The 20,434-nt window shown below is 62.7% G+C and carries 14 protein-coding genes; 11 read left to right on the top strand and 3 right to left on the bottom strand.

What is annotated here, in order from left to right:
• Positions 1-2: 2 nt before the first annotated feature.
• Genes tssK through tagH form a run of 3 tightly spaced genes read right to left on the bottom strand, consistent with a single transcriptional unit; the run spans position 3 to position 3,274 of the window.
• Positions 3-1,337: a type VI secretion system baseplate subunit TssK gene (gene tssK / locus ACFZPT_RS01340; protein ID WP_034101502.1), complete on the bottom strand. Its 1,335-nt coding sequence runs from the start codon at positions 1,335-1,337 to the stop codon at positions 3-5.
• Between the two features lie 15 nt (positions 1,338-1,352).
• Positions 1,353-1,862 carry a type VI secretion system lipoprotein TssJ gene (gene tssJ, locus ACFZPT_RS01335; protein ID WP_047881779.1) on the bottom strand — a complete coding sequence of 170 codons (510 nt, stop codon included), beginning with the start codon at positions 1,860-1,862 and terminating at the stop codon, positions 1,353-1,355.
• A 50-nt stretch (positions 1,863-1,912) separates the two neighbouring features.
• The gene (gene tagH, locus ACFZPT_RS01330) at positions 1,913-3,274 is read right to left on the bottom strand and encodes a type VI secretion system-associated FHA domain protein TagH (protein ID WP_034115466.1); all 1,362 of its coding nucleotides are present in this window, start codon (positions 3,272-3,274) and stop codon (positions 1,913-1,915) included.
• Between the two features lie 394 nt (positions 3,275-3,668).
• Between tagH and tssA the strand changes: the two genes are divergently transcribed.
• From tssA to ACFZPT_RS01275, 11 genes are all read left to right on the top strand, one after another.
• A complete protein-coding gene (tssA, locus tag ACFZPT_RS01325) occupies positions 3,669-4,688 on the top strand; it encodes a type VI secretion system protein TssA (protein WP_034101505.1) in 1,020 nt (339 codons plus the stop codon).
• A 54-nt stretch (positions 4,689-4,742) separates the two neighbouring features.
• Positions 4,743-5,249 (top strand): type VI secretion system contractile sheath small subunit, encoded by a 507-nt coding sequence (gene tssB, locus ACFZPT_RS01320; protein WP_034101506.1) that lies wholly within the window; start codon positions 4,743-4,745, stop codon positions 5,247-5,249.
• A gap of 2 nt (positions 5,250-5,251) precedes the next feature.
• Positions 5,252-6,748, top strand: coding sequence for a type VI secretion system contractile sheath large subunit (gene tssC, locus ACFZPT_RS01315; protein ID WP_034101507.1), 1,497 nt, complete (start codon positions 5,252-5,254; stop codon positions 6,746-6,748).
• 112 nt (positions 6,749-6,860) lie between these two features.
• Entirely contained in the window at positions 6,861-7,349 is a 489-nt protein-coding gene (locus ACFZPT_RS01310; RefSeq protein WP_017526783.1) for a type VI secretion system tube protein Hcp, read from the top strand.
• Positions 7,350-7,439: 90 nt separating this feature from the next.
• Positions 7,440-7,955: a type VI secretion system baseplate subunit TssE gene (tssE, locus tag ACFZPT_RS01305; protein ID WP_034101768.1), complete on the top strand. Its 516-nt coding sequence runs from the start codon at positions 7,440-7,442 to the stop codon at positions 7,953-7,955.
• A complete protein-coding gene (gene tssF, locus ACFZPT_RS01300; protein WP_034101508.1) occupies positions 7,952-9,811 on the top strand; it encodes a type VI secretion system baseplate subunit TssF in 1,860 nt (619 codons plus the stop codon). The genes tssE and tssF overlap by 4 nt, the downstream gene beginning before the upstream one ends.
• On the top strand, positions 9,775-10,818 hold the full coding sequence (gene tssG, locus ACFZPT_RS01295; RefSeq protein WP_034101509.1) for a type VI secretion system baseplate subunit TssG: 1,044 nt from the start codon (positions 9,775-9,777) through the stop codon (positions 10,816-10,818). The genes tssF and tssG overlap by 37 nt, the downstream gene beginning before the upstream one ends.
• The gene (gene tssH / locus ACFZPT_RS01290) at positions 10,811-13,474 is read left to right on the top strand and encodes a type VI secretion system ATPase TssH (RefSeq protein ID WP_034101510.1); all 2,664 of its coding nucleotides are present in this window, start codon (positions 10,811-10,813) and stop codon (positions 13,472-13,474) included. The genes tssG and tssH overlap by 8 nt, the downstream gene beginning before the upstream one ends.
• A gap of 150 nt (positions 13,475-13,624) precedes the next feature.
• Positions 13,625-15,565, top strand: coding sequence for a type VI secretion system Vgr family protein (locus tag ACFZPT_RS01285; protein WP_034101511.1), 1,941 nt, complete (start codon positions 13,625-13,627; stop codon positions 15,563-15,565).
• A 15-nt stretch (positions 15,566-15,580) separates the two neighbouring features.
• Positions 15,581-16,015, top strand: a complete 435-nt coding sequence (locus ACFZPT_RS01280) for a DcrB-related protein (RefSeq protein WP_034101512.1) — start codon at positions 15,581-15,583, stop codon at positions 16,013-16,015.
• Positions 16,016-16,027: 12 nt separating this feature from the next.
• Complete coding sequence (locus tag ACFZPT_RS01275; protein WP_379554927.1) at positions 16,028-20,431, top strand: RHS repeat-associated core domain-containing protein; 4,404 nt, start codon at positions 16,028-16,030, stop codon at positions 20,429-20,431.
• The last annotated feature ends 3 nt before the right edge of the window (positions 20,432-20,434 follow it).

Below are 20,434 nucleotides of genomic sequence, written 5' to 3'. Positions count from 1 at the left end.
GATTATCCTCGGATCGCCCAGAAGGCCAGGTTCAAGCCCGGGAACTGCCCGGCGATATGGAAGGCAAAACCACCGGAATTGCTCAGTTGCTGCCAGTGCTCGCTGCCCCGGTCCAGTTCGTAGTAGGTCGAGCCCGCGTGGTACGGCAGTTGGCGCGGCGCCACCGGCAACGGCACCAGGCCGATGCCCGGCAGTTGCAGGTTGACCATGTCGCGGATGTGCTCCACCGAACCCACTTTGCTCTGCTGGCCGAAGCGCGCGCGCAGGGTTTCGCCAGGCACATCGGCACGTACCACCAGGATGAAACTGGCGTTGTCGAGCAGGGTCTTGTCGGCCAGCATCGCCACGTGGATGCCGTAGGCTTTTTCCACAATCGGGATCGGCGTGGCTTTGCTGTCGATCAGCATCGACAGCGCCTCGCGCAACGCCGCCATCACCGGTGCGAAGCTCACGGCCAGGTCGTCGTGCTGGTACTGCGGGTATTCCTGAGGGCGCCGGCCCGAGGTGGAGAACGTGGAAAACTCACCGGCCAGGCTTACCAGTTCACTGAAGAAACGCTCCGGGTGCAGCGGGCTCAACTGGCTGAAATGCTGGATCAGCGGCTGGGCGCGGTTGACCAGTTGCAGCAGCATGAAGTCGGCGATTTCCGACGCGCCGCCAGCGCCCGAGGCCACCACGCGGCCGGCCAGAGCTTCGCCACGCTGGTGCAACAGGCCCAGCAGTTCGCTGCGAAATGCCGTAAGCGGTTTGCTTGCGGCCACGTCCAGCACGGGTGGGATGTAGCTGTCGTCGAGCACCAGCGCGCGGTCGGCGCGTTTTTCCTTGATGCGTACCACGCCGATGGCCGCGTAATCACTGATGCCATCCTGGGCGGTCAACAGGCGCAAAGCGCGGGAGCCGACGGCCACCGGCGCGCGGTTTTCGAACGGCGCGTTGTCGTCGCGCACTTCACGCACTTGGCTCACGTAACGCGCGGCTTCCAGGGCCTCGCCTTCGTCGACGGTGTCGCGCACGCCGGCACGCTTGAGCGGCAGGGCCAGGTACACCAGGCCGTCACGCAGGCTGTCATCGATGTTCAGCGGGCTCGGCGCCAGGTCGTCCTGGGGGATATTGAACGGCGTGCCGTCAGGCAACAGGCCCCGCGCCGTGACGATGGCCAGCTTGCCCTGGGCCAACAGGCCCTGGTCGATCAGCAACTCGGAAAAGCCCCAGGCACCGGCGGACAACGGGCGGCTGCGGGCGTCGATCAGGTTTTCCAGGTAACGGTCATGCTGCTGGAAGTGCTGCGTTCCGATGAACATGCCTTCCGACCAGACCACGCGATTGTTCCAGGACATGGGGGCTCCGATTGCTTATTGGGCAGGGCTGGATGGGGTAACCACGACGTCGGCGCGCACCGCACGCACATCGAGGCTGATCTGGTATTCGGTGTACTGACGCGCCGGCACGTTGATCACCGTGCGCCACTGCGCGCGGTCGAGTTCGCGGTAGCCCACCAGCAAACCGATCTGGCGCGTGGACGGGTCGAGGTCGCGCTGAATGCTCAACTGCTGGCCGGGCTGGACCGTCACTTCGTCCTGGTCCAGCAGGTCCAGGCCCAGGGTCGATTGCGCGCGGTCGGCCAGGGAGAAATAGTCGGAACGGGCAAAGGTGGCGGCGTTCTTCAGTTCGAAAATCCGCACCCGTACCGGCGCGGCCTGGCCATTGGCGCTGGGGTTGAGCCCGGCAATCGCATGGAAGTGCAGCTCGACCGCCGCGGTATCGGCGTCAGCCTCGGCGGCGGTGTCGGGTTTGGCGGCATCTTTGGCACACGCCGTCAGCAGCAGCGCGGTGGCGACTGCGAGTAAAAACCTGGGAATCATCCTGCGTCCTCAATGACGTACTTAGCTATCCGTTAATCCGTGTGTGGCGGTCAGCGCCGCTGTCGGGCGCTGTGTTCTTCGTAGGCCCGGCTGAATTCGCGGCCGAACAGGTCCTGGAAATCCTCCTGGGCCTCACGGGAAATATTGCTGTAAAGCTCGGTGAACTGCTGCCAGTACTGGGCCTGGCGCGAACCGCTGAAAATACCCGAGAGCCCGCCGGGCTTGCCCATGCGCTCTTCGAGTTGCGCCGGTTCGAAGCGCTTGAGCAGGTGTTTGATCGCCGCTTCCACACCCGCCATCACCGCCAACTGGTGGGCGCGCAGGTCGTCGAAACTTTCCCGCACGGCGACATCCGGCGCCATAAACGCTTGGTTGCCGTGACGCAGCAACAGCAGTAACGCTTCATCGGCATTCGGTGCGAATTTCAACGGATTGTTTTCAGCCGGCTGGATCATGGTCTGCTGCATGCGGAACTCGCCCTTGAGGCTGGCCCGGGCGCGCAGGACATCGATCAGACCTTCGACCATCAGCCGGTAGCTGCGGCCGATGCTTTCCATCTGCGCGCAAGCGTCGGCCTTGTCCAGGCGCAGCTGGTCCAGGCCAGCGCCACGTAGGAAGGCTTGCAGCAGGTCCGGCTGCCCGGCGCTGGCCACCGGCGGTGCAACGTCGGGCGCAGGGGCGGACGGAGTCAGCGGCGGTGACGGCGGTGGCGGTGGCGGCGATGGGATCGGTGCCGGTGCGCTGATAATCGGCGGCGGCGCGTCGCTGAGCAGGTCCCAGTCTTCGGGGATCACCGAAGCGGACACCAGCGGCGGTTCTGCCACCGGCACACTGACCGGCGTCGGCGGGCGGAAATCGTGTTGTTCGCTGGGGACGTGGTCGGCCACGGTGGGCGGCGGCACGGCGGTGGGGCTGAGGAAGTCAAACAGGTCCGGCAGCGTGTCCATCGACGAGGCGCCCTGGAACTGCGGCGCGATCACCGGCGTCGGCATGGGCGCGGGCACCGAGGGGCTGGCAACGGCCCCCATCAGCGCTTCGAAGCTGTTCGGCGACTCACCGGCAAAGGGTTGGCTTTCAACCGCTTGCACGCTGAAATCAATGCGTGCCTGGATTTCGTAGTCGCCGATGCGGATCAGCTCGCCGTCCTGCAGAGGTTCGCTATTGCCACGGCGCATACGAATACCGGCGTTAACCAACTCCACACCGTTTGTACTGTTATCGGTTAAATAATAACGGCCGTCTTTGTATTGAATAACGCAATGTTGGGAAGACACGAGGCGCTCGGGATCAGGCAATACCCAGTCATTATCCGAGCTGCGGCCGATCGCCATCGAGCCCTTATTCATGGACTTTTCGGGACATTGCCCGGGGGTAATCTTGTGATAACTAGTGATAGTCAAACACAGCGACATCTTGCCTCCTTGCTGATACTTCGCGCGCGGTCGATTCCCGGGCCGAACATTCCCGGGAAATCCCCATCGGGTCGTGCAATCGACCCTTCACAACCCGCAGTTGCCAGCATGATCGCTGATCTTAACTGGGCCGCATGACAAAAATCCTGCCTCGGTACGTGCTTCGACCCGTCAGTCGCACAGGTTGTTAAGCACCGCACATCTGTCACAGAGGGCGAATAGCTTACCTTGACAAGGCATAAGTACTACACCAAAAATGCACAACTTCTTGAACACCAATGATGGCACATTAATACCATCGTGCTTATATGACCAAGAAAACATGCAAAGTTCCTCGCGCAACTAATGCATGAATTGCCCGGCATTTAACGGGCCGATAGGGAGATCGATTTCAGTGGATGTGCCTTTGCTGCTCGCCGCCGTTTCCGCGAACTCGCCATGTGGCGAAGACATGGAATATGACGCGGATTTTCTCCAGCTAGAGCGTGATGCCAAGGGCCAACCCGAGCGCAGCATGGGCGACGCTATTCTGCCCGCCGAACCGCCGGAATGGCGCAGCATCCAGCAGCAGAGCCTCGACTTGCTGCAGCGCAGCAAAGACCTGCGCATCACCCATTTTCTATTGCAAAGCTCCCTGGCCCTGCAGGGCGTGGCCGGTCTGGCCGAAGTTCTCACGCTGATCGACGCACTGCTGCGCGAATACTGGGCCGACCTGCACCCGCGCCTGGACGCCGACGACGATAACGACCCCACCGTGCGCATCAATGCACTGGCCGGCCTGACCAGCGACGCGACCATCCGCCTACTGCGCGAAAGCATCCTGACGCGCTCGCGCACCTTCGGCCCCGTGAGCCTGCGCGCCGCGCTCAATGCCAGCGGCCTGATGCACTTTCCGGATGAACAACTGGGCGCCCAGCAGCTCAACGCGGCGTTCCTCGACAGCGACCCCGACCATCTGCAAGCCACCCGCGACGCCTTGAGCACCGCGCGAGCGGCCTGCGAAGCCATTGAACAGCAGGTCAACGAACAAGTCGGTTCCGCCCAGGGCGTGGACCTGAGCGCATTGAAGCAGCCACTCAAGCAAGCGCTGCAAGTCCTCAATCAGGCGGTACCCGGTACCGACAGCAGCAGCGAACCCGAGGCCGTCAGTGAAGACAGTGCCCCCTCGGTCGACTTCGCCCCTGCTCCAGCGGCGCCACGCCCGGTTGGCGATATAGCCAGCCGCGACGACGTGCTGCGCAGCCTCGACAAAATCCTTGCGTATTACACCCGGCACGAGCCTTCGAGCCCGCTGCCGGTGTTGTTGAACCGGGCCAAAAATCTGGTCCATGCCGATTTCGAAGCGATCGTGCGCAACCTGATCCCCGACGGCATGTCCCAATTTGAAAACCTGCGCGGCCCGGACGGCGAGTAAGCCGCCCGGCTGTGCAGTAACAACACCGTCGCTCAAGCGACCAGGAGCAGCAACGTGGCGAAGCAAAGTTCTCAGAAATTCATCGCGCGCAACCGCGCGCCTCGAGTGCAGATCGAGTACGACGTCGAGCTCTACGGCGCCGAGAAAAAGGTCCAGCTGCCCTTCGTGATGGGTGTGATGGCCGACCTCGCCGGCAAGCCTGCCGAGCCGCTGGCGCCCGTGGCCGACCGCAAGTTCCTTGAAGTGGATGTCGACAACTTCGACTCGCGCCTCAAGGCCATGCAGCCGCGCGTGGCATTCCATGTGCCGAACGAACTGACCGGCGAAGGCAACCTGAGCCTGGACATGACCTTCGAAAGCATGGACGACTTCAGCCCGGCCGCCGTGGCCCGCAAAGTCGACGCGCTGAACCAGTTGCTCGAAGCCCGCACCCAGCTGGCCAATCTGCTGACCTACATGGACGGCAAGACCGGCGCTGAAGAAATCATCATGAAGGCAATCAAGGACCCGGCACTGCTTCAGGCACTTGCCAGCGCGCCGAAGCCTGCAGGGGATCAGTAATCATGACCGACAACACCGCACGCGAAGGCGTCCAGAGCCTGGGCGCCACTGAAGAAACCAGCGAATTCGCATCCTTGCTGATGCAGGAATTCAAGCCCAAGACCGAACGTGCCCGCGAAGCCGTGGAAACCGCCGTGCGCACCTTGGCCGAACAAGCCCTGGCGCAGACCGATCTGGTGTCCAACGACGCGATCAAGTCGATCGAATCGATCATCGCTGCCATCGACGCCAAGTTGACCGCCCAGGTCAACCAGATCATCCACCACCCGGACTTCCAGCAGCTGGAAAGCGCCTGGCGTGGCCTGCACTACTTGGTCAACAACACCGAGACCGATGAGCAGCTCAAGATCCGTGTGCTCAATATCTCCAAGCCGGACCTGCACAAGACCCTGAAGAAATTCAAGGGCACCGCGTGGGACCAGAGCCCGATCTTCAAGAAGATGTACGAAGAAGAATACGGCCAGTTCGGCGGCGAGCCGTACGGCTGCCTGGTGGGCGACTACTACTTCGACCAGTCGCCACCGGACGTCGAGCTGCTGGGCGAGCTGTCGAAAGTCTGCGCCGCCATGCACTCCCCCTTCATCGCTGCGGCATCGCCGACCGTGATGGGCATGGGCTCGTGGCAGGAACTGTCGAACCCGCGCGACCTGACCAAGATCTTCACCACCCCGGAATACGCCGGCTGGCGTTCGTTGCGTGAATCGGAAGACTCGCGCTACATCGGCCTGACCATGCCGCGCTTCCTGGCGCGCCTGCCGTATGGCGCCAAGACCGATCCGGTGGAAGCCTTCGCGTTCGAAGAAAACACCGACGGCGCCGACAGCTCCAAGTACACCTGGGCCAACGCCGCTTACGCCATGGCGGTGAACATCAACCGTTCGTTCAAACACTACGGCTGGTGCTCGCGCATCCGTGGTGTGGAGTCCGGCGGTGAAGTGGAAAACCTGCCGGCCCACACGTTCCCTACCGACGACGGTGGCGTGGACATGAAGTGCCCGACCGAGATCGCCATCAGCGACCGTCGCGAAGCGGAGCTGGCGAAGAACGGTTTCATGCCGCTGCTGCACAAGAAAAACACCGATTTCGCCGCCTTCATCGGCGCGCAATCGTTGCAGAAACCCGCCGAATACGACGATCCGGACGCCACCGCCAACGCCAACCTGGCCGCGCGTCTGCCGTACTTGTTCGCCACCTGCCGTTTCGCCCACTACTTGAAGTGCATCGTGCGCGACAAGATCGGTTCCTTCAAAGAGAAGGACGAGATGCAGCGCTGGTTGCAGGACTGGATCCTCAACTACGTGGACGGCGATCCGGCGCACTCCACCGAAACCACCAAGGCCCAGCACCCGTTGGCGGCCGCCGAGGTGATCGTGGAAGAAGTGGAAGGCAACCCGGGTTACTACAACTCCAAGTTCTACCTGCGCCCGCACTACCAGCTCGAAGGGCTGACCGTGTCGTTGCGCCTGGTGTCGAAGCTGCCTTCGGCGAAAAGCGCCTAACAACAGATGAGCCGGCTCTTGTGCAGGAGGGGGTGTGCCCCCTCCCACACAAAAGCACTGCCCATTTGGAGTGACTCAAATATCAGTGGCAAGCGCCACACAGGGAGAAAACATGGCTGTTGATATTTTCATCAAGATCGGCGACATCAAGGGCGAGTCCATGGACAAAGCCCACAAAGACGAAATCGACGTGCTGAACTGGAGCTGGGGCATGTCCCAGTCCGGCAACATGCACGTTGGCGGTGGCGGCGGTGCGGGCAAGGTGAACATCCAGGACCTGTCGCTGACCAAGTACGTCGACAAAGCGTCGCCTAACCTGATGATGCTGTGCGCCAGCGGCAAGCACATCGACAAGGTCAAGCTGACCGTGCGCAAAGCCGGTGGTGAAAGCCAGGTCGAGTACATGGTGATCAACCTGGAAGAAGTGTTGGTGACGTCGCTGAGCACCGGCGGTTCGGGCACCGATGACCGTCTGACCGAGAACGTCACCCTGAACTTCGCCCAAGTGATGGTGGACTACCAGCCGCAGAAAGCCGACGGCACCAAAGACGGCGGCGCGGTCAAGTTTGGCTGGAACATCCGTTCCAACACCAAGCGCTGATAGCCCTGGTGCCGTGGCCCTGCGCCACGGCACTACGGCCTCAAGCGCAGCCTCTTGTTCCTCTCGCAATCCGTCCGTGGAGCTGCTTTGGTGGTAACTGAAATCGCTTCCCGCGACCGTCTGCAACCGTCCCTGTTGGACCGGTTGACCGACGAAGACCCAACCAATCCCAAGGAAAGCGCCGACAAACGCGTGCTGTCCCTGACCCAATTGAAAGCCTCGGTGCTGCGTGACCTGGCGTGGCTGCTCAATACCACGTCGTTGCTCGATGCCGATGCGACGCTGCACACCCCGGCCGGTACGTCGGTGATCAATTACGGCCTGCCGGCGCTGGCGGGCAACAGCGTGTCCAGCGTGGACATCAAAGCGCTGGAGGCCCTGATCTATCAGGCCATCGCCACCTTCGAGCCGCGCATCCTGCGCCACACCCTGCGCGTCAAAGCCCGGGTCGGCCACGGCGAGATGAACCACAACGCCTTGAGCTTCGAGATCGAAGGCGACCTGTGGGCACAGCCGGTGCCGTTGCGCCTGCTGCTGCAAACCGACCTGGACCTGGAATCCGGCCATGTGCGCGTGGTCAACGCTGACCAACGGAGGCGCTTATGAACCCGCGCCTGCTGGAGCTGTACAACCAGGAACTGCACCACGTGCGCGAAAGCGCCGCCGAGTTCGCCAAGGAATACCCGAAGATCGCCAGTCGGCTGACCCTGTCCGGTATGGACTGCGCCGACCCGTACGTCGAACGCCTGCTCGAAGGCTTTGCCTACCTGACCGCCCGCGTGCAGCTCAAGCTCGACGCCGAGTACCCGACCTTCACCCACAATTTGCTGGAAATCGCCTACCCGCATTACCTGGCGCCGACGCCGTCGATGACCGTGGTGCAATTGCAGACCGACCCCGACGAAGGTTCGCTGGTCGGCGGTTTCCCGTTGCCGCGCGACACCGTCCTGCGCGCCGCCCTCGGCCGCGAGACCCAAACCTGCTGCGAGTACCGCACCGCGCACCCGGTGACGCTGTGGCCGCTGCAGGTGAGCAATGCCGAGTACTTCGGCAACCCGGCCACCGTACTCGGGCGCCTGGCCGCCAGCGAGCCGAAGGCCAAGGCTGGCCTGCGCCTGACCCTGCGCACCGGCGCCGAGCTGCCATTCAACAGCCTCGATCTGGACAGCCTGCCGCTGTACCTCAGCGGCGCCGACGAGCAACCGTTCCGCCTTTACGAGCAACTGCTGGGCAACGCCTGCGCGGTGTTCGCGCGCAAGCCCGGTGGCGATTGGGTCGAGCGCCTACCGCAAGACGCACTGCGTTCACGCGGGTTCGACGACGCGGACGCGGCCATGCCGGTAGTGGCGCGGGCGTTCCAGGGTTATCGGTTGTTGCAGGAGTACTTCGCCCTGCCCCAGCGGTTCCTGTTCGTGGAGTTCGCCGAGCTGAGCCGGGCGGTCAAGCGCTGCGACGGCCAGGAGCTGGAATTGATCGTGCTGTTCGACCGTCACGAGCCGAGCCTGGAAGGCAGTGTCGGTGCGGCGCAGTTCCTGCCGTTCTGCACCCCGGCGATCAACCTGTTCCCCAAACGCCTGGACCGTATTCACCTGTCCGACCGCGTCAATGAACACCATGTGATCGCCGACCGCACCCGGCCGATGGATTTCGAGGTGCATTCCCTCACCGGCCTGACCGGCCATGGCACCGGACCGGAGCAGCCGTTTCTGCCGTTCTACGCGGTGCGCGACCCGTCGCGCTACGGGCGGGACAAGGCCTACTACACGGTGCGCCGCGAGCCTCGCGTGCTGTCCAGCGACCAACGCCGCAACGGCCCGCGTTCCACCTACGTGGGCAGCGAAACCTTTGTGAGCCTGGTGGACAGCCAGCAAGCGCCGTACCGTCACGACCTGCGCCAACTCGGCGTAACCGCCCTGTGCACCAACCGCGATCTGCCGCTGTTCATGAGCGTGGGCAATGGCAAGACCGACTTCACCCTGGCCGACAGCGCCCCGGTGCTGGCCGTGCGCTGCGTAGCCGGCCCGAGCCGCCCGCGCGCCAGCCATGCCCATGACGCCAAGGCTTGGCGCCTGATCAGCCAGCTGTCGCTCAATTACCTGTCCCTGAGCGAACAGGGCCAGGGCGCCGGCGCCTTGCGCGAGCTGCTGCGGCTGTATGGCGACAGCAACGATGCCGCGCTGCAATTGCAGATCGAGGGCTTGCGCGAAGTCAGCAGTAAAGCCGTGACCCGGCGCCTGCCGATGCCCGGCCCGATCGTGTTTGGCCGGGGCCTGGAAATCACCTTGGAATTCGATGAAAACGCGTTTCGCGGCACCGGCGTGTTCCTGCTCGGTGCGGTGTTGGAACGCTTCCTGGCACGTTACGTGTCGATCAACAGCTTTACCGAGACGGTGATCCGTACCACCGAACGCGGCGAGATCATGCGATGGAAAGCCAAGCCCGGACGTCGTCCGACCCTGTGAGTACCCTGGAAGCGATGCACCAGGAGCCCTGGGAATACGATTTCTTCCAGGCCCTGCGGCGCATCGAATGCGAGTCGCCGCAGCTGCCGCGCCTGGGCCATTCCCTGCGCCTGGCGGACGACCCGTTGCGCCTCGGGCAACAGGCCGACTGCACGTTCGCCCCGGCCACCCTGGCGTCGCTGGAGCCTGGCGGTGACGGCCGGCCGGCGCGGCTGGAGCAATTCTTCTTCGGCCTGGGCGGCCCCAACGGCCCGCTGCCGTTGCACATCACCGAATACGTGCGCGAGCGTCAACGCAACAACGCCGACAGCACCAGCAAACAGTTTCTGGACGTGTTCCACCATCGTCTGCTCAGCCTGTTCTACCGAGCCTGGGCCGAGGCGCGGCCGACGGTCAGCCACGACCGCCCCGACGATGACTACTGGTCCGCGCGCCTCGCCGCGTTGAGCGGTCGCGGCATGCCGAGCCTGCTCAACCAGGGGCTGATTCCCGACACGGCCAAGCTGCATTACAGCGGCCACCTGTCGGCACAGACCCGCTATCCGGACGGTCTCAAAGCCATCCTCAGCGAGTACTTCGGCCTGCCGGTAGAGATCGAGGAATACGTCGGCCAATGGCTCGAACTGCCCGAACGCAGCCGCGTGGGCGTCAACGCCAACCGGCTGGGCGTGGACCTGTGCCTGGGCAGCCATGTGTGGGACCGCCAGCATAAATTCCGTATCCGCCTGGGCCCGCTCACGCTCGATGACTACATGGGCATGCTGCCCGGCCACCAGCCGTTCAACGAACTGGTGGCGTGGGTAGCCGAGTATCTGGGCCACGAATTGGACTGGGACTTGAACCTGGTCCTGCAACAACCCGAAGTACCGGCGCTGCGGCTTAACGGCCAGTTTCGCCTGGGCTTCAACACGTGGCTCGGCCAACCTGCGCACGACGCCAACGACCTAATCCTGGCCCGGCATTACGCCGATCAAGCCACCACCTCAAGGAATCCAGAGCATGGGTGAAATCAGTCGCGCCGCACTGTTCGGCAAACTCAACAGCGTGGCCTACAAAGCCATCGAAGCCGCCACCGTGTTCTGCAAGTTGCGGGGCAATCCTTACGTGGAACTGGCCCACTGGTTCCACCAGTTGCTGCAACTGCAGGACTCGGACCTGCACCGCATCATCCGCCAGTTCAACGTCGAGCCGGCGCGCCTGGCCCGCGACCTGACAGAAGCCTTGGACCGTCTGCCGCGCGGCTCGACTTCCATCACCGACCTGTCGTCCCACGTAGAAGAAGCGGTGGAACGTGGCTGGGTCTACGGCAGCCTGATGTTCGGCGAAAGCCAAGTGCGCACCGGTTACCTGGTGCTGGGCATTCTCAAGACCCCGAGCCTGCGCCATGCGTTGTTGGGCTTGTCCGGCGAGTTCGACAAGATCAAGGCCGAGGCCCTGAGCGAGCGTTTTGACGAATACGTCGGCGACTCGCCGGAAAACGCCTTGACCGCCAGCGACGGCTTCAACGCCGGCGCCGTTCCCGGCGAAGCCAGCGGCGCCATGGCGCCCAGCGCGATGGGCAAGCAGGAAGCCCTCAAGCGCTTCACTGTGGACCTGACCGAACAGGCGCGCAGCGGCAAGCTCGACCCGATCGTGGGGCGTGACGAAGAGATCCGCCAGTTGGTCGACATCCTTATGCGTCGGCGCCAGAACAACCCGATCCTCACCGGTGAAGCCGGGGTGGGTAAAACCGCCGTGGTCGAAGGGTTTGCCCTGCGCATCGTCGCCGGCGATGTGCCGCCGTCGCTCAAGGATGTAGAACTGCGCAGCCTGGATGTGGGCTTGCTGCAAGCCGGCGCCAGCATGAAAGGCGAGTTCGAACAGCGTCTGCGCCAGGTAATTGAAGACGTGCAGGCCTCGCCCAAGCCGATCATCCTGTTTATCGACGAAGCCCATACGCTGGTGGGCGCTGGTGGCGCCGCCGGCACCGGCGATGCGGCCAACCTGCTCAAGCCTGCGCTGGCCCGCGGCACCCTGCGCACCGTGGCCGCCACCACCTGGGCCGAGTACAAGAAGCACATCGAGAAAGACCCGGCCCTGACCCGCCGCTTCCAAGTGGTGCAAGTGGCCGAGCCCTCCGAAGACAAAGCCCTGTTGATGATGCGCGGCGTGGCCTCGACCATGGAACAGCACCACCAGGTGCAGATCCTTGACGAAGCCCTGGAAGCCTCAGTGAAGCTGTCGCACCGCTACATCCCGGCGCGTCAGTTGCCGGACAAATCCGTGAGTCTGCTGGACACCGCCTGCGCCCGTGTCGCCATCAGCCTGCACGCGGTGCCGGCCGAAGTGGACGACAGCCGCCGTCGCATCGAGGCCCTGGAAACCGAGCTGCAGATCATTGCCCGCGAGCATGCCATTGGCATCGACACCGGCGCGCGCCAAAGCAACAGCGAGGCCCTGTTGGCCGCCGAACGCGAGCGCCTGGCCACCCTCGAAAGCCGTTGGGCCGAAGAGAAAGCCCTGGTGGACGAGCTGCTCGCAACCCGTGCCACCCTGCGCGAAAAGGCCGGGGTGGTGGACAGTGGCAACGACGAATTGCGCACTCAATTGGTCGACCTGCAACAACGCCTCACCGCCCTGCAAGGCGAAACCCCGCTGATCCTGCCGACCGTGGATTACCAGGCCGTGGCCTCGGTGGTCGCCGACTGGACCGGCATCCCGGTGGGCCGCATGGCGCGCAACGAATTGGAAACCGTGCTGAACCTGGATCAGCACTTGAAAAAACGCATCATCGGCCAGGACCATGCCTTGCAGATGATCGCCAAGCGCATCCAGACCTCTCGCGCCGGCCTCGACAACCCGAGCAAGCCGATCGGTGTGTTCATGCTGGCCGGCACCTCCGGCGTGGGCAAGACCGAAACCGCCCTGGCCCTGGCCGAAGCCATGTATGGCGGTGAGCAGAACGTCATTACCATCAACATGAGTGAGTTCCAGGAAGCCCACACCGTGTCGACCCTCAAGGGCGCGCCACCGGGCTACATCGGCTACGGCGAGGGCGGTGTGCTGACCGAAGCGGTACGGCGCAAGCCCTACAGCGTGGTGCTGCTGGACGAGGTGGAAAAAGCCCACCCGGACGTGCACGAGATTTTCTTCCAAGTGTTCGACAAAGGCGTAATGGAAGACGGCGAAGGCCGGGTGATCGACTTCAAGAACACCTTGATCCTGCTGACCACCAACGCCGGCACCGAGTTGATTTCCCAGGTCTGCAAAGACCCGGCGAACATCCCCGAGCCCGAGGAGATTGCCAAGGCCCTGCGCCAGCCGCTGCTGGAGATCTTCCCACCGGCCCTGCTCGGCCGCCTGGTGACGATCCCTTACTACCCGCTGAGCGACGAGATGCTCAAGGCGATCACTCGCTTGCAGCTCAACCGCATCAAAAAACGTGTGGAGAACACCCACAAAGTCGCCTTCGACTACGACGACGCGGTGGTCGACCTGATCGTCTCGCGCTGCACCGAAACCGAAAGCGGCGGACGCATGATCGACACCATCCTTACCAACAGCCTGCTGCCGGACATGAGCCGTGAATTCCTCACGCGCATGCTTGAGGGCAAGGCGCTGGCGGGAGTGCGGATCAGCAGTCGGGATAATGAGCTGCACTACGACTTCAACGACGCCGAATAACGACTGTTGAAATAAGGTTTAAATGTGGGAGGGGGCTTGCCCCCCGATAGCGGTGAATCAGTCACTGCATGCATCAACTGACACACTGCTATCGGGGGCAAGCCCCCTCCCACATTTGGACTGGGTTCCTTCAGTTATTAGGGTACTTCGATGCTATTCAACCAAGCCTCACGCCTGGCCAAGATCACCAGCCCCCTCGGGCCGGATGTGCTGCTGCTCAATGAAATGGGCGGTGGTGAAGAGTTGGGGCGCCTGTTCAATTACGAGCTGCAACTGACGTCCCTGGACGCCAACATCGACCTCAACCAGTTGCTCGGCAAACCCATGAGCGTCGGCCTGCAATTGGCGGACGGCGGCGAGCGGCACTTCCACGGCATCGTCGCGCGGTGCAGCCAGAACATTGATCAAGGCCAGTTCGCCAGTTACCAAGTGACGCTGCGCCCGTGGTTCTGGCTGCTGACTCGGACCTCGGACTGCCGGATTTTCCAGAACCTGAGCATCCCGCAGATCATCAAGCAGGTGTTCCGCGACCTGGGCTTTTCCGACTTCGAAGACGCCCTGAGCCGGCCGTATCGCGAGTGGGAATACTGCGTGCAGTACCGCGAAACCAGCTTCGATTTCGTCAGCCGCTTGATGGAACAGGAAGGCATCTACTACTTCTTCCGCCATGAGCAGGACCGCCATGTGCTGGTACTGGCCGATGCCTATGGCGCCCACACCACCGTGCCGGGCTACGCGTCGGTGCCGTACTACCCCAAGGATGAGCAACAGCGCGAACGCGACCATATGCACAACTGGCATTTGGCGCAGGAGGTGCAGCCGGGCTCCCTGGAACTCAACGACTACGACTTCCAGCGCCCCAGCGCCAGCATCGACGTGCGCTCGGCCATGCCGCGCCCACATACCGCCGGCGACTACCCGCTCTACGACTACCCCGGCACCTATGTGCAAAGCGAAGACGGCGAGCACTACGCGCGTACCCGCATCGAAGCGCTGCAAACCCTGCACGAACAGATCGAGTTCGCCGGCAATGCGCGCGGCCTGGGTTCGGGCCATCTGTTCAGCCTCACCGGCTTCAGCCGCCAGGACCAGAATCGCGAATACCTGATCGTTGGCATCCGCTACTACATCGTCCAGGAAAACCTCGAAAGCGGCGGCGGTTCGGCCTCGGCGCAGTTCGAAAGCAGCCTGACCTGCATCGACGCCCAGCAAAGCTTCCGCCCGTTGGCCACCACTCACCGGCCCATCGTCAAAGGCCCGCAGACTGCGCTGGTGGTCGGCCCCAAAGGCGAGGAAATCTGGACCGACCAGTACGGCCGCGTAAAGGTGCATTTCTATTGGGACCGTCACGACCAATCCAACGAAAACAGCTCGTGCTGGATTCGTGTGTCGCAGTCCTGGGCCGGCAAGAACTGGGGCTCGATGCAGATTCCGCGGATCGGCCAGGAAGTGATTGTGAGCTTTCTGGAAGGCGACCCGGACCGACCGATCATCACCGGGCGGGTGTACAACGCCGAGCAGACCGTGCCCTACGACCTGCCCGAGAACGCAACCCAGAGCGGCATGAAAAGCCGCTCCAGCAAGGGCGGCACGCCGGCCAACTTCAATGAAATCCGCATGGAGGACAAGAAGGGCCTGGAGCAGCTGTATATCCATGCCGAGCGCAACCAGGACATCGTGGTGGAGGTGGATGAGAGCCACTCCGTCGGGCACGACCGCAACAAGAGCATTGGCCATAACGAGACGGTAACCATTGGCAACAACCGCCTGCGCATCGTCAAGCAGGAAGACATCCTTTCGGTGGGCCAGCGCAAGACCGACAGCATCAGCCAGAGTTACGTGATCGAAGTGGGCGAAAACCTGCGCCTGGTCTGCGGCGAAAGCATCCTGGAGTTGAATGCCAGCGGGCAGATCAACCTCACCGGCGTAAACATCAGCTTCTATGCCAGCGGCGATGCCGAGATCAATACCAAAGGCGTGCTGCACCTCAATAACGGCGGCGGCCCTGGCGCCACGCCCGATGGACAGGGCCAGAAAACCAGCATCGACGCCAATATCAAAGCCGCGTTCCCCGCGCCGAAAAGCTCCTGACGAGACCCGTTTGCCATGACGTACCGAATCAACGAATTCCAGTTCCAACTGCCGGCGAGCGAGCTGCAGGATGCGACGATCAACATCCTCAAGTTCCCGGAGCTGGGCACATCCCTGATCGTCAGCCGCAGCCAACTGGCCGACGGCGAAACCCTGCACAGCAACTTCAATGACCAGCTCCAGCGCCTGGAAAAACAGGTGCAGGATCTGCGCTATCAACCGGGCGTGGACGTGCGCTTGGGCGCCGCGCAGGAAGTGGAAGGCATCGAGCTGCGCAGCCAGTTCAACAAGGGCAACGACAAGGTGTTCCAATACCAGCTGGCGCTGGTGATACCGGGCACGCGCAAGATGCTCGCCTTGAGTTATGTGAAGGCCGAGAAGCTTGGGGAGGCCGAAGCGGCGCATTGGGCGCTGATCAAGAACTCGCTGTCGTTCGACGCCATTTCCTAATGAGCTGCCTGCATGTCTGACGCGCTTTGGGCGGCCCGCATGGGCGATGCGCTCTCCCACACTTCGATGATGGCCGATATCCTCGGCGGTGTGCTGGAAGTGGCGGCCAACATCGCGATCACGGCGGTGGCGACGGCGGCGGTGGTTGCCGCCACCGGGATTACCGTGGCCACTGGCGGGCTCGGTTGCTTCCTGTTGGGCGCCGTGGTGGGCACGGTTGTCGGCCTGGCCATGAGCAAGACCGGCGCGGACAAAGGCTTATCGAATTTATGCGAAAGCTTCAGCAACGCCCTGTTTCCGCCCACGGTGCAGGCGAACATCCTCACCGGTTCCACCAACACCCTGACCAATAACATTCCGGCCGCTCGCGCCGCCGGGGCTATCACCTCTCACGTCGCACCCGCCGGCACTGAGCTGGAAGAGCACGCGCCCGAGCCAGAAGCCAGCTTCCTGGACATGGCCGAGAGCTTCTTCTCGCAGATGTGGCGCCCCACGGTTGCCACGCCTGCCCCAGGCGCCGAACCCAAGCCGCTGGATCAGGTGACGTGCACAAAACATCCACCGATGCCGCCGCAGTTTCTGGCCGAGGGTTCGGAAAAAGTCACCATCAATGGCCAACCGGCGGTGCGCAGCGGTGACCGCAGCACCTGCGATGCAACGGTGGTGTCGTCGGGGCTGATCTCCTCCAATGTGACCATTGGCGGCGGCTCGGTGGTGGTGCGCGAGATTCGCAGCGGCAAGACACCGGGCGTCGGGCTGGCGGTGACGGCGTTGCTGATGCTCAAGGGCGGCAAGGGCAAGTTCTTCAGCAAGTTGCCCTGCATGTTGATCGGCGGCGCGGCCTCGATGGCCGTCAGCAGTGCGATGGGGGCGATGGCCAACGCGGCGATGGGCTCGTCGAACCCGGTGCACGCGGCCACCGGCGCCAAGGTGCTGGGCGGTGACGAAGAGCTGGATTTCGTCCTGCCCGGCATCCTGCCGATTGATTGGCAGCGGTTCTACAACAGCCGTGACGAACGCACGGGCAGCCTGTTCGGCCCAGGCTGGAGCGTGCCGTATGAAGTCTGCGTCGCCATCCAGCCTCACCCCGACGGCGGTGAAACGCTGATCTACACCGATGAACAGGGTCGGCCTATCGACATGGGCAGCATCCCCCTGGGCGGCGCGGTGTTCAGCGCCGGTGAAGGGCTGGCCGTGCGCCGACATCTTAACGGGCAGTTGCTGATCGAGAGCGATGACGGCCTGTATCGTTTGTTCGAACCCTCCGCCAATCCGGCATTGCTGCGCCTCAGCCAGCTCGGCGACCGTAACGAAAACCGCATCTATGTCGATTATGACGACGCTGGGCGCCTGGTCCGACTGCGCGATACCTTCGATCTGGTGCAAGTGGAGTTGATCCGTGATCAAGGTCACGTGGTGCGGCTCGAACGGCTGTACCCGGACCAGCGCCGCGAAGTGCTGGTCAGCTATGGCTACGACGCTATCGGCAACCTGGCAGAGGTCCGCGATGCCACTGGCCAAGTGCAGCGCCGCTTCAGCTACGATGCTGGCCGGCGCATGATGGAGCACCAGCTACCGACCGGGTTGCGCTGTTTCTATGAGTGGGCCTTGGTTGAAAACGCGGAATGGCGCGTGGTCCGGCACTGGACCGACGAAGGCGACACCTACCAGTTCGACTATGACTTGCAGGCCGGTATCACGCGGATTACCGACGGCTTGCAACGCGTCAGTACCCGCCACTGGAACACCCAGCACCAGATCGTTCGGTACAGCGACAACCTCGGGCAAACCTGGCTGTTCGAGTGGAACGACGAACGCCAATTGCTCAGCGCCACCGATCCGCTGGGCGGGCGCTATACGTACAGCTACGACGATGCCGGCAACCTGATCGGCGAGACTGACCCGCTGGGCCGCAGCGACTCGACCTTGTGGCTTGAGCATTGGGCACTGCCGCTGGTGGAGACCGACGCCGCCGACAATAGCTGGGCGTATCGCTACGATCAGCGCGGCAACTGCATCGCCGAAACCGACCCGCTGGGCTATGTCACTCGCTATCGCTATGACGATCACGGCCAGCCCGTAGAAATTATCGACGCCACAGGCAAAAGCAAGAAGCTGCGCTGGAACCCGTTCGGGCAGTTGGTCGAGCACGTGGATTGCTCCGGCTACCCCACCCGCTTCAGCTACGACGAACGCGGCAATTTGCAGGTCATCACCGACGCCCTTGGCGAGCGCACCCTGTTCAGCTATGACGCCCAGGGGCGCCTGCTCAGCAGCCAATTGCCGGACGGGCGCACCGAGCAATACCAACGCAACACCAGCGGCCAACTGGTGGGTTACACCGACCCGGCCGGGCATACCACCCTGTACCAGCACAACCGTCGCGGCCAGGTGCGCCAGCGCATCGACGCCCATGGTCGGCAGGTGCAGTTCGGCTATGACAGCTATGGGCGCCTGCAAGCGCTGATCAACGAAAACGGTGAGCGTTATCGGTTTGCCTGGGACGCCGGCGATCGGTTGACCGAGCAGCAGGACCTGGATGGCAGCGCCAAGCGCTACCGCTACGATCCGCTGGACAATGTGATTGCGGTGAGCGCTGTACCGGCCCCGTATGGCAGTGGCTTGGCGGTCGTCCCCGAGACAGCGCCCGCGCCCATCGTCCATCGATTGGAGCGCGACGCCGTTGGCCGCCTGATCGCCAAGACCACCGACGATGGCCGCACGGACTACAGCTACGACGCCGTGGATCAGCTTACGGCGGTGACGTTCACCGACCTGCACGGCAACACCCAGGCCCTGAGCTTCGCCTACGACGCCCTTGGCCAGTTACTCACCGAACAGAGCTCAGCGGGCAGCCTGCACCACCACTACGACGAACTCGGCAACCTGATCCAGACCCAACTGCCCGACGGCCGCTGGCTCAACCGCCTGTACTACGGCAGCGGCCACCTGCATCAGATCAACCTCGATGGCCAGGTGATCAGCGACTTCGAACGCGACCGCCTGCACCGCGAAGTGCTGCGCACCCAAGGTCAGCTCAGCACCCGCAGCGAATACGACCGCAGCGGCCGCCTGCGCGCACGTCAACGTCGCCTGGCGGGCCAACCATCGCTGTTACCGGCAGCCGCACAAAAACAATTCGAATACGACCCCGCCGACAACCTGATCGGCAAACTCGACCAGCAGCCCGCCACACAACACCGCCAACTGCTGCACTACGACGCCACCGGCCGCATCATCGCCAGCCAGGACAACCTGCACGGCCAACGCGAAACCTTCGCCTACGACGCCGCCGCCAACCTGCTCGACGGCCCGCAGGCGGGTGCCGGGTTAGTGGTGCATAACAAGCTGCTGACTTATCAGGACAAGCGTTATCGCTATGACGCCTTTGGCCGCACAATCGAAAAACGCAGCACCGCGCGCGGCCTGCAACGCTTTGCCTACGACGCCGAAAGCCGCCTGATCGAAGTACGCAATGAAAACGGCAGCGTGGTCAGAATGACCTACGACCCGCTGGGCCGACGCATCGCGAAAACCGAGCACGGCGGTGACGGGTATCCGCTGGGGGAAACGCGTTTTGTGTGGGATGGCTTGCGGTTGTTGCAGGAGCATAGACACAGTCAGACCAGTCTTTACATCTACCAAGACGAAGGCTACGAGCCTATTGCCCGCATTGACGGCAGCGGGCCTCTGCAAAAAATCCGCTACTACCACAACGACCTGAACGGCTTGCCGGAACAACTCACCGAAGCGGATGGGCACACAGTTTGGCAGGCGACGTATCGGGTGTGGGGCAACACACTGGAAGAGGTGCGCGAGCCTTATTACATTGAAGAGCAGAACCTGCGGTTTCAGGGGCAGTATCTGGATCGGGAGACGGGGCTGCACTACAACACGTTCAGGTTTTATGATCCGGATGTGGGGCGGTTTACTACGCCGGATCCGATTGGGTTGGCGGGAGGGTTGAACCTCTATCAATATGCGCCGAATCCCTTTACTTGGATTGATCCGTGGGGATGGGCTTGCAAAAGTGCAGTCAGCGGTAATAAAGGTCGGACCAAGGCGATTCATGACTTGAAACGGAACGGGTTCAAGGTCGTAGCTGAAGAAGTCACCATGAAGGTAAACGGAAAACGTATTCGGGCTGACTTCGTCGCCAAGGACCGTAACGGTAAGTTACATGTATTTGAAGTTAAACATGGCACTGGAAAGCTAACTCCTAACCAAACAGACTCCAAGGTCTTCGACATGACCAAGCCGGCCAACACCACACAACACTTGGGAGGTGGCACGATCAAGCCCTCCGCTGGAACGAAGGGATCGTTCAAGGTTGATACCAAAGGCAAACCGGGCGTTCCGCTGGGTGGAAAAGGCGCACAGCACAACGCAACCTTCAATCTTCTAATCTACAAGTGAATA

Origin of the sequence: Pseudomonas sp. MD330_10, from assembly GCF_042610415.1 — a bacterium.
Lineage (GTDB): Bacteria > Pseudomonadota > Gammaproteobacteria > Pseudomonadales > Pseudomonadaceae > Aquipseudomonas > Aquipseudomonas rhodesiae.
This window is presented reverse-complemented; position numbering and strand designations above follow the sequence as displayed.

Excerpts from the sequence above, each read along its gene's own strand:
- ACFZPT_RS01285 (WP_034101511.1), top strand. The coding sequence starts at position 13,625 with ATGCTATTCAACCAAGCCTCACGCCTGGCCAAGATCACCAGCCCCCTC.
- tssJ (WP_047881779.1), bottom strand. The coding sequence starts at position 1,862 with ATGATTCCCAGGTTTTTACTCGCAGTCGCCACCGCGCTGCTGCTGACG.
- tssG (WP_034101509.1), top strand. The coding sequence starts at position 9,775 with ATGGAAAGCCAAGCCCGGACGTCGTCCGACCCTGTGAGTACCCTGGAA.
- tssK (WP_034101502.1), bottom strand. The coding sequence starts at position 1,337 with ATGTCCTGGAACAATCGCGTGGTCTGGTCGGAAGGCATGTTCATCGGA.
- ACFZPT_RS01310 (WP_017526783.1), top strand. The coding sequence starts at position 6,861 with ATGGCTGTTGATATTTTCATCAAGATCGGCGACATCAAGGGCGAGTCC.
- ACFZPT_RS01275 (WP_379554927.1), top strand. The coding sequence starts at position 16,028 with ATGTCTGACGCGCTTTGGGCGGCCCGCATGGGCGATGCGCTCTCCCAC.
- tssC (WP_034101507.1), top strand. The coding sequence starts at position 5,252 with ATGACCGACAACACCGCACGCGAAGGCGTCCAGAGCCTGGGCGCCACT.
- tssF (WP_034101508.1), top strand. The coding sequence starts at position 7,952 with ATGAACCCGCGCCTGCTGGAGCTGTACAACCAGGAACTGCACCACGTG.
- ACFZPT_RS01280 (WP_034101512.1), top strand. The coding sequence starts at position 15,581 with ATGACGTACCGAATCAACGAATTCCAGTTCCAACTGCCGGCGAGCGAG.
- tssH (WP_034101510.1), top strand. The coding sequence starts at position 10,811 with ATGGGTGAAATCAGTCGCGCCGCACTGTTCGGCAAACTCAACAGCGTG.
- tagH (WP_034115466.1), bottom strand. The coding sequence starts at position 3,274 with ATGTCGCTGTGTTTGACTATCACTAGTTATCACAAGATTACCCCCGGG.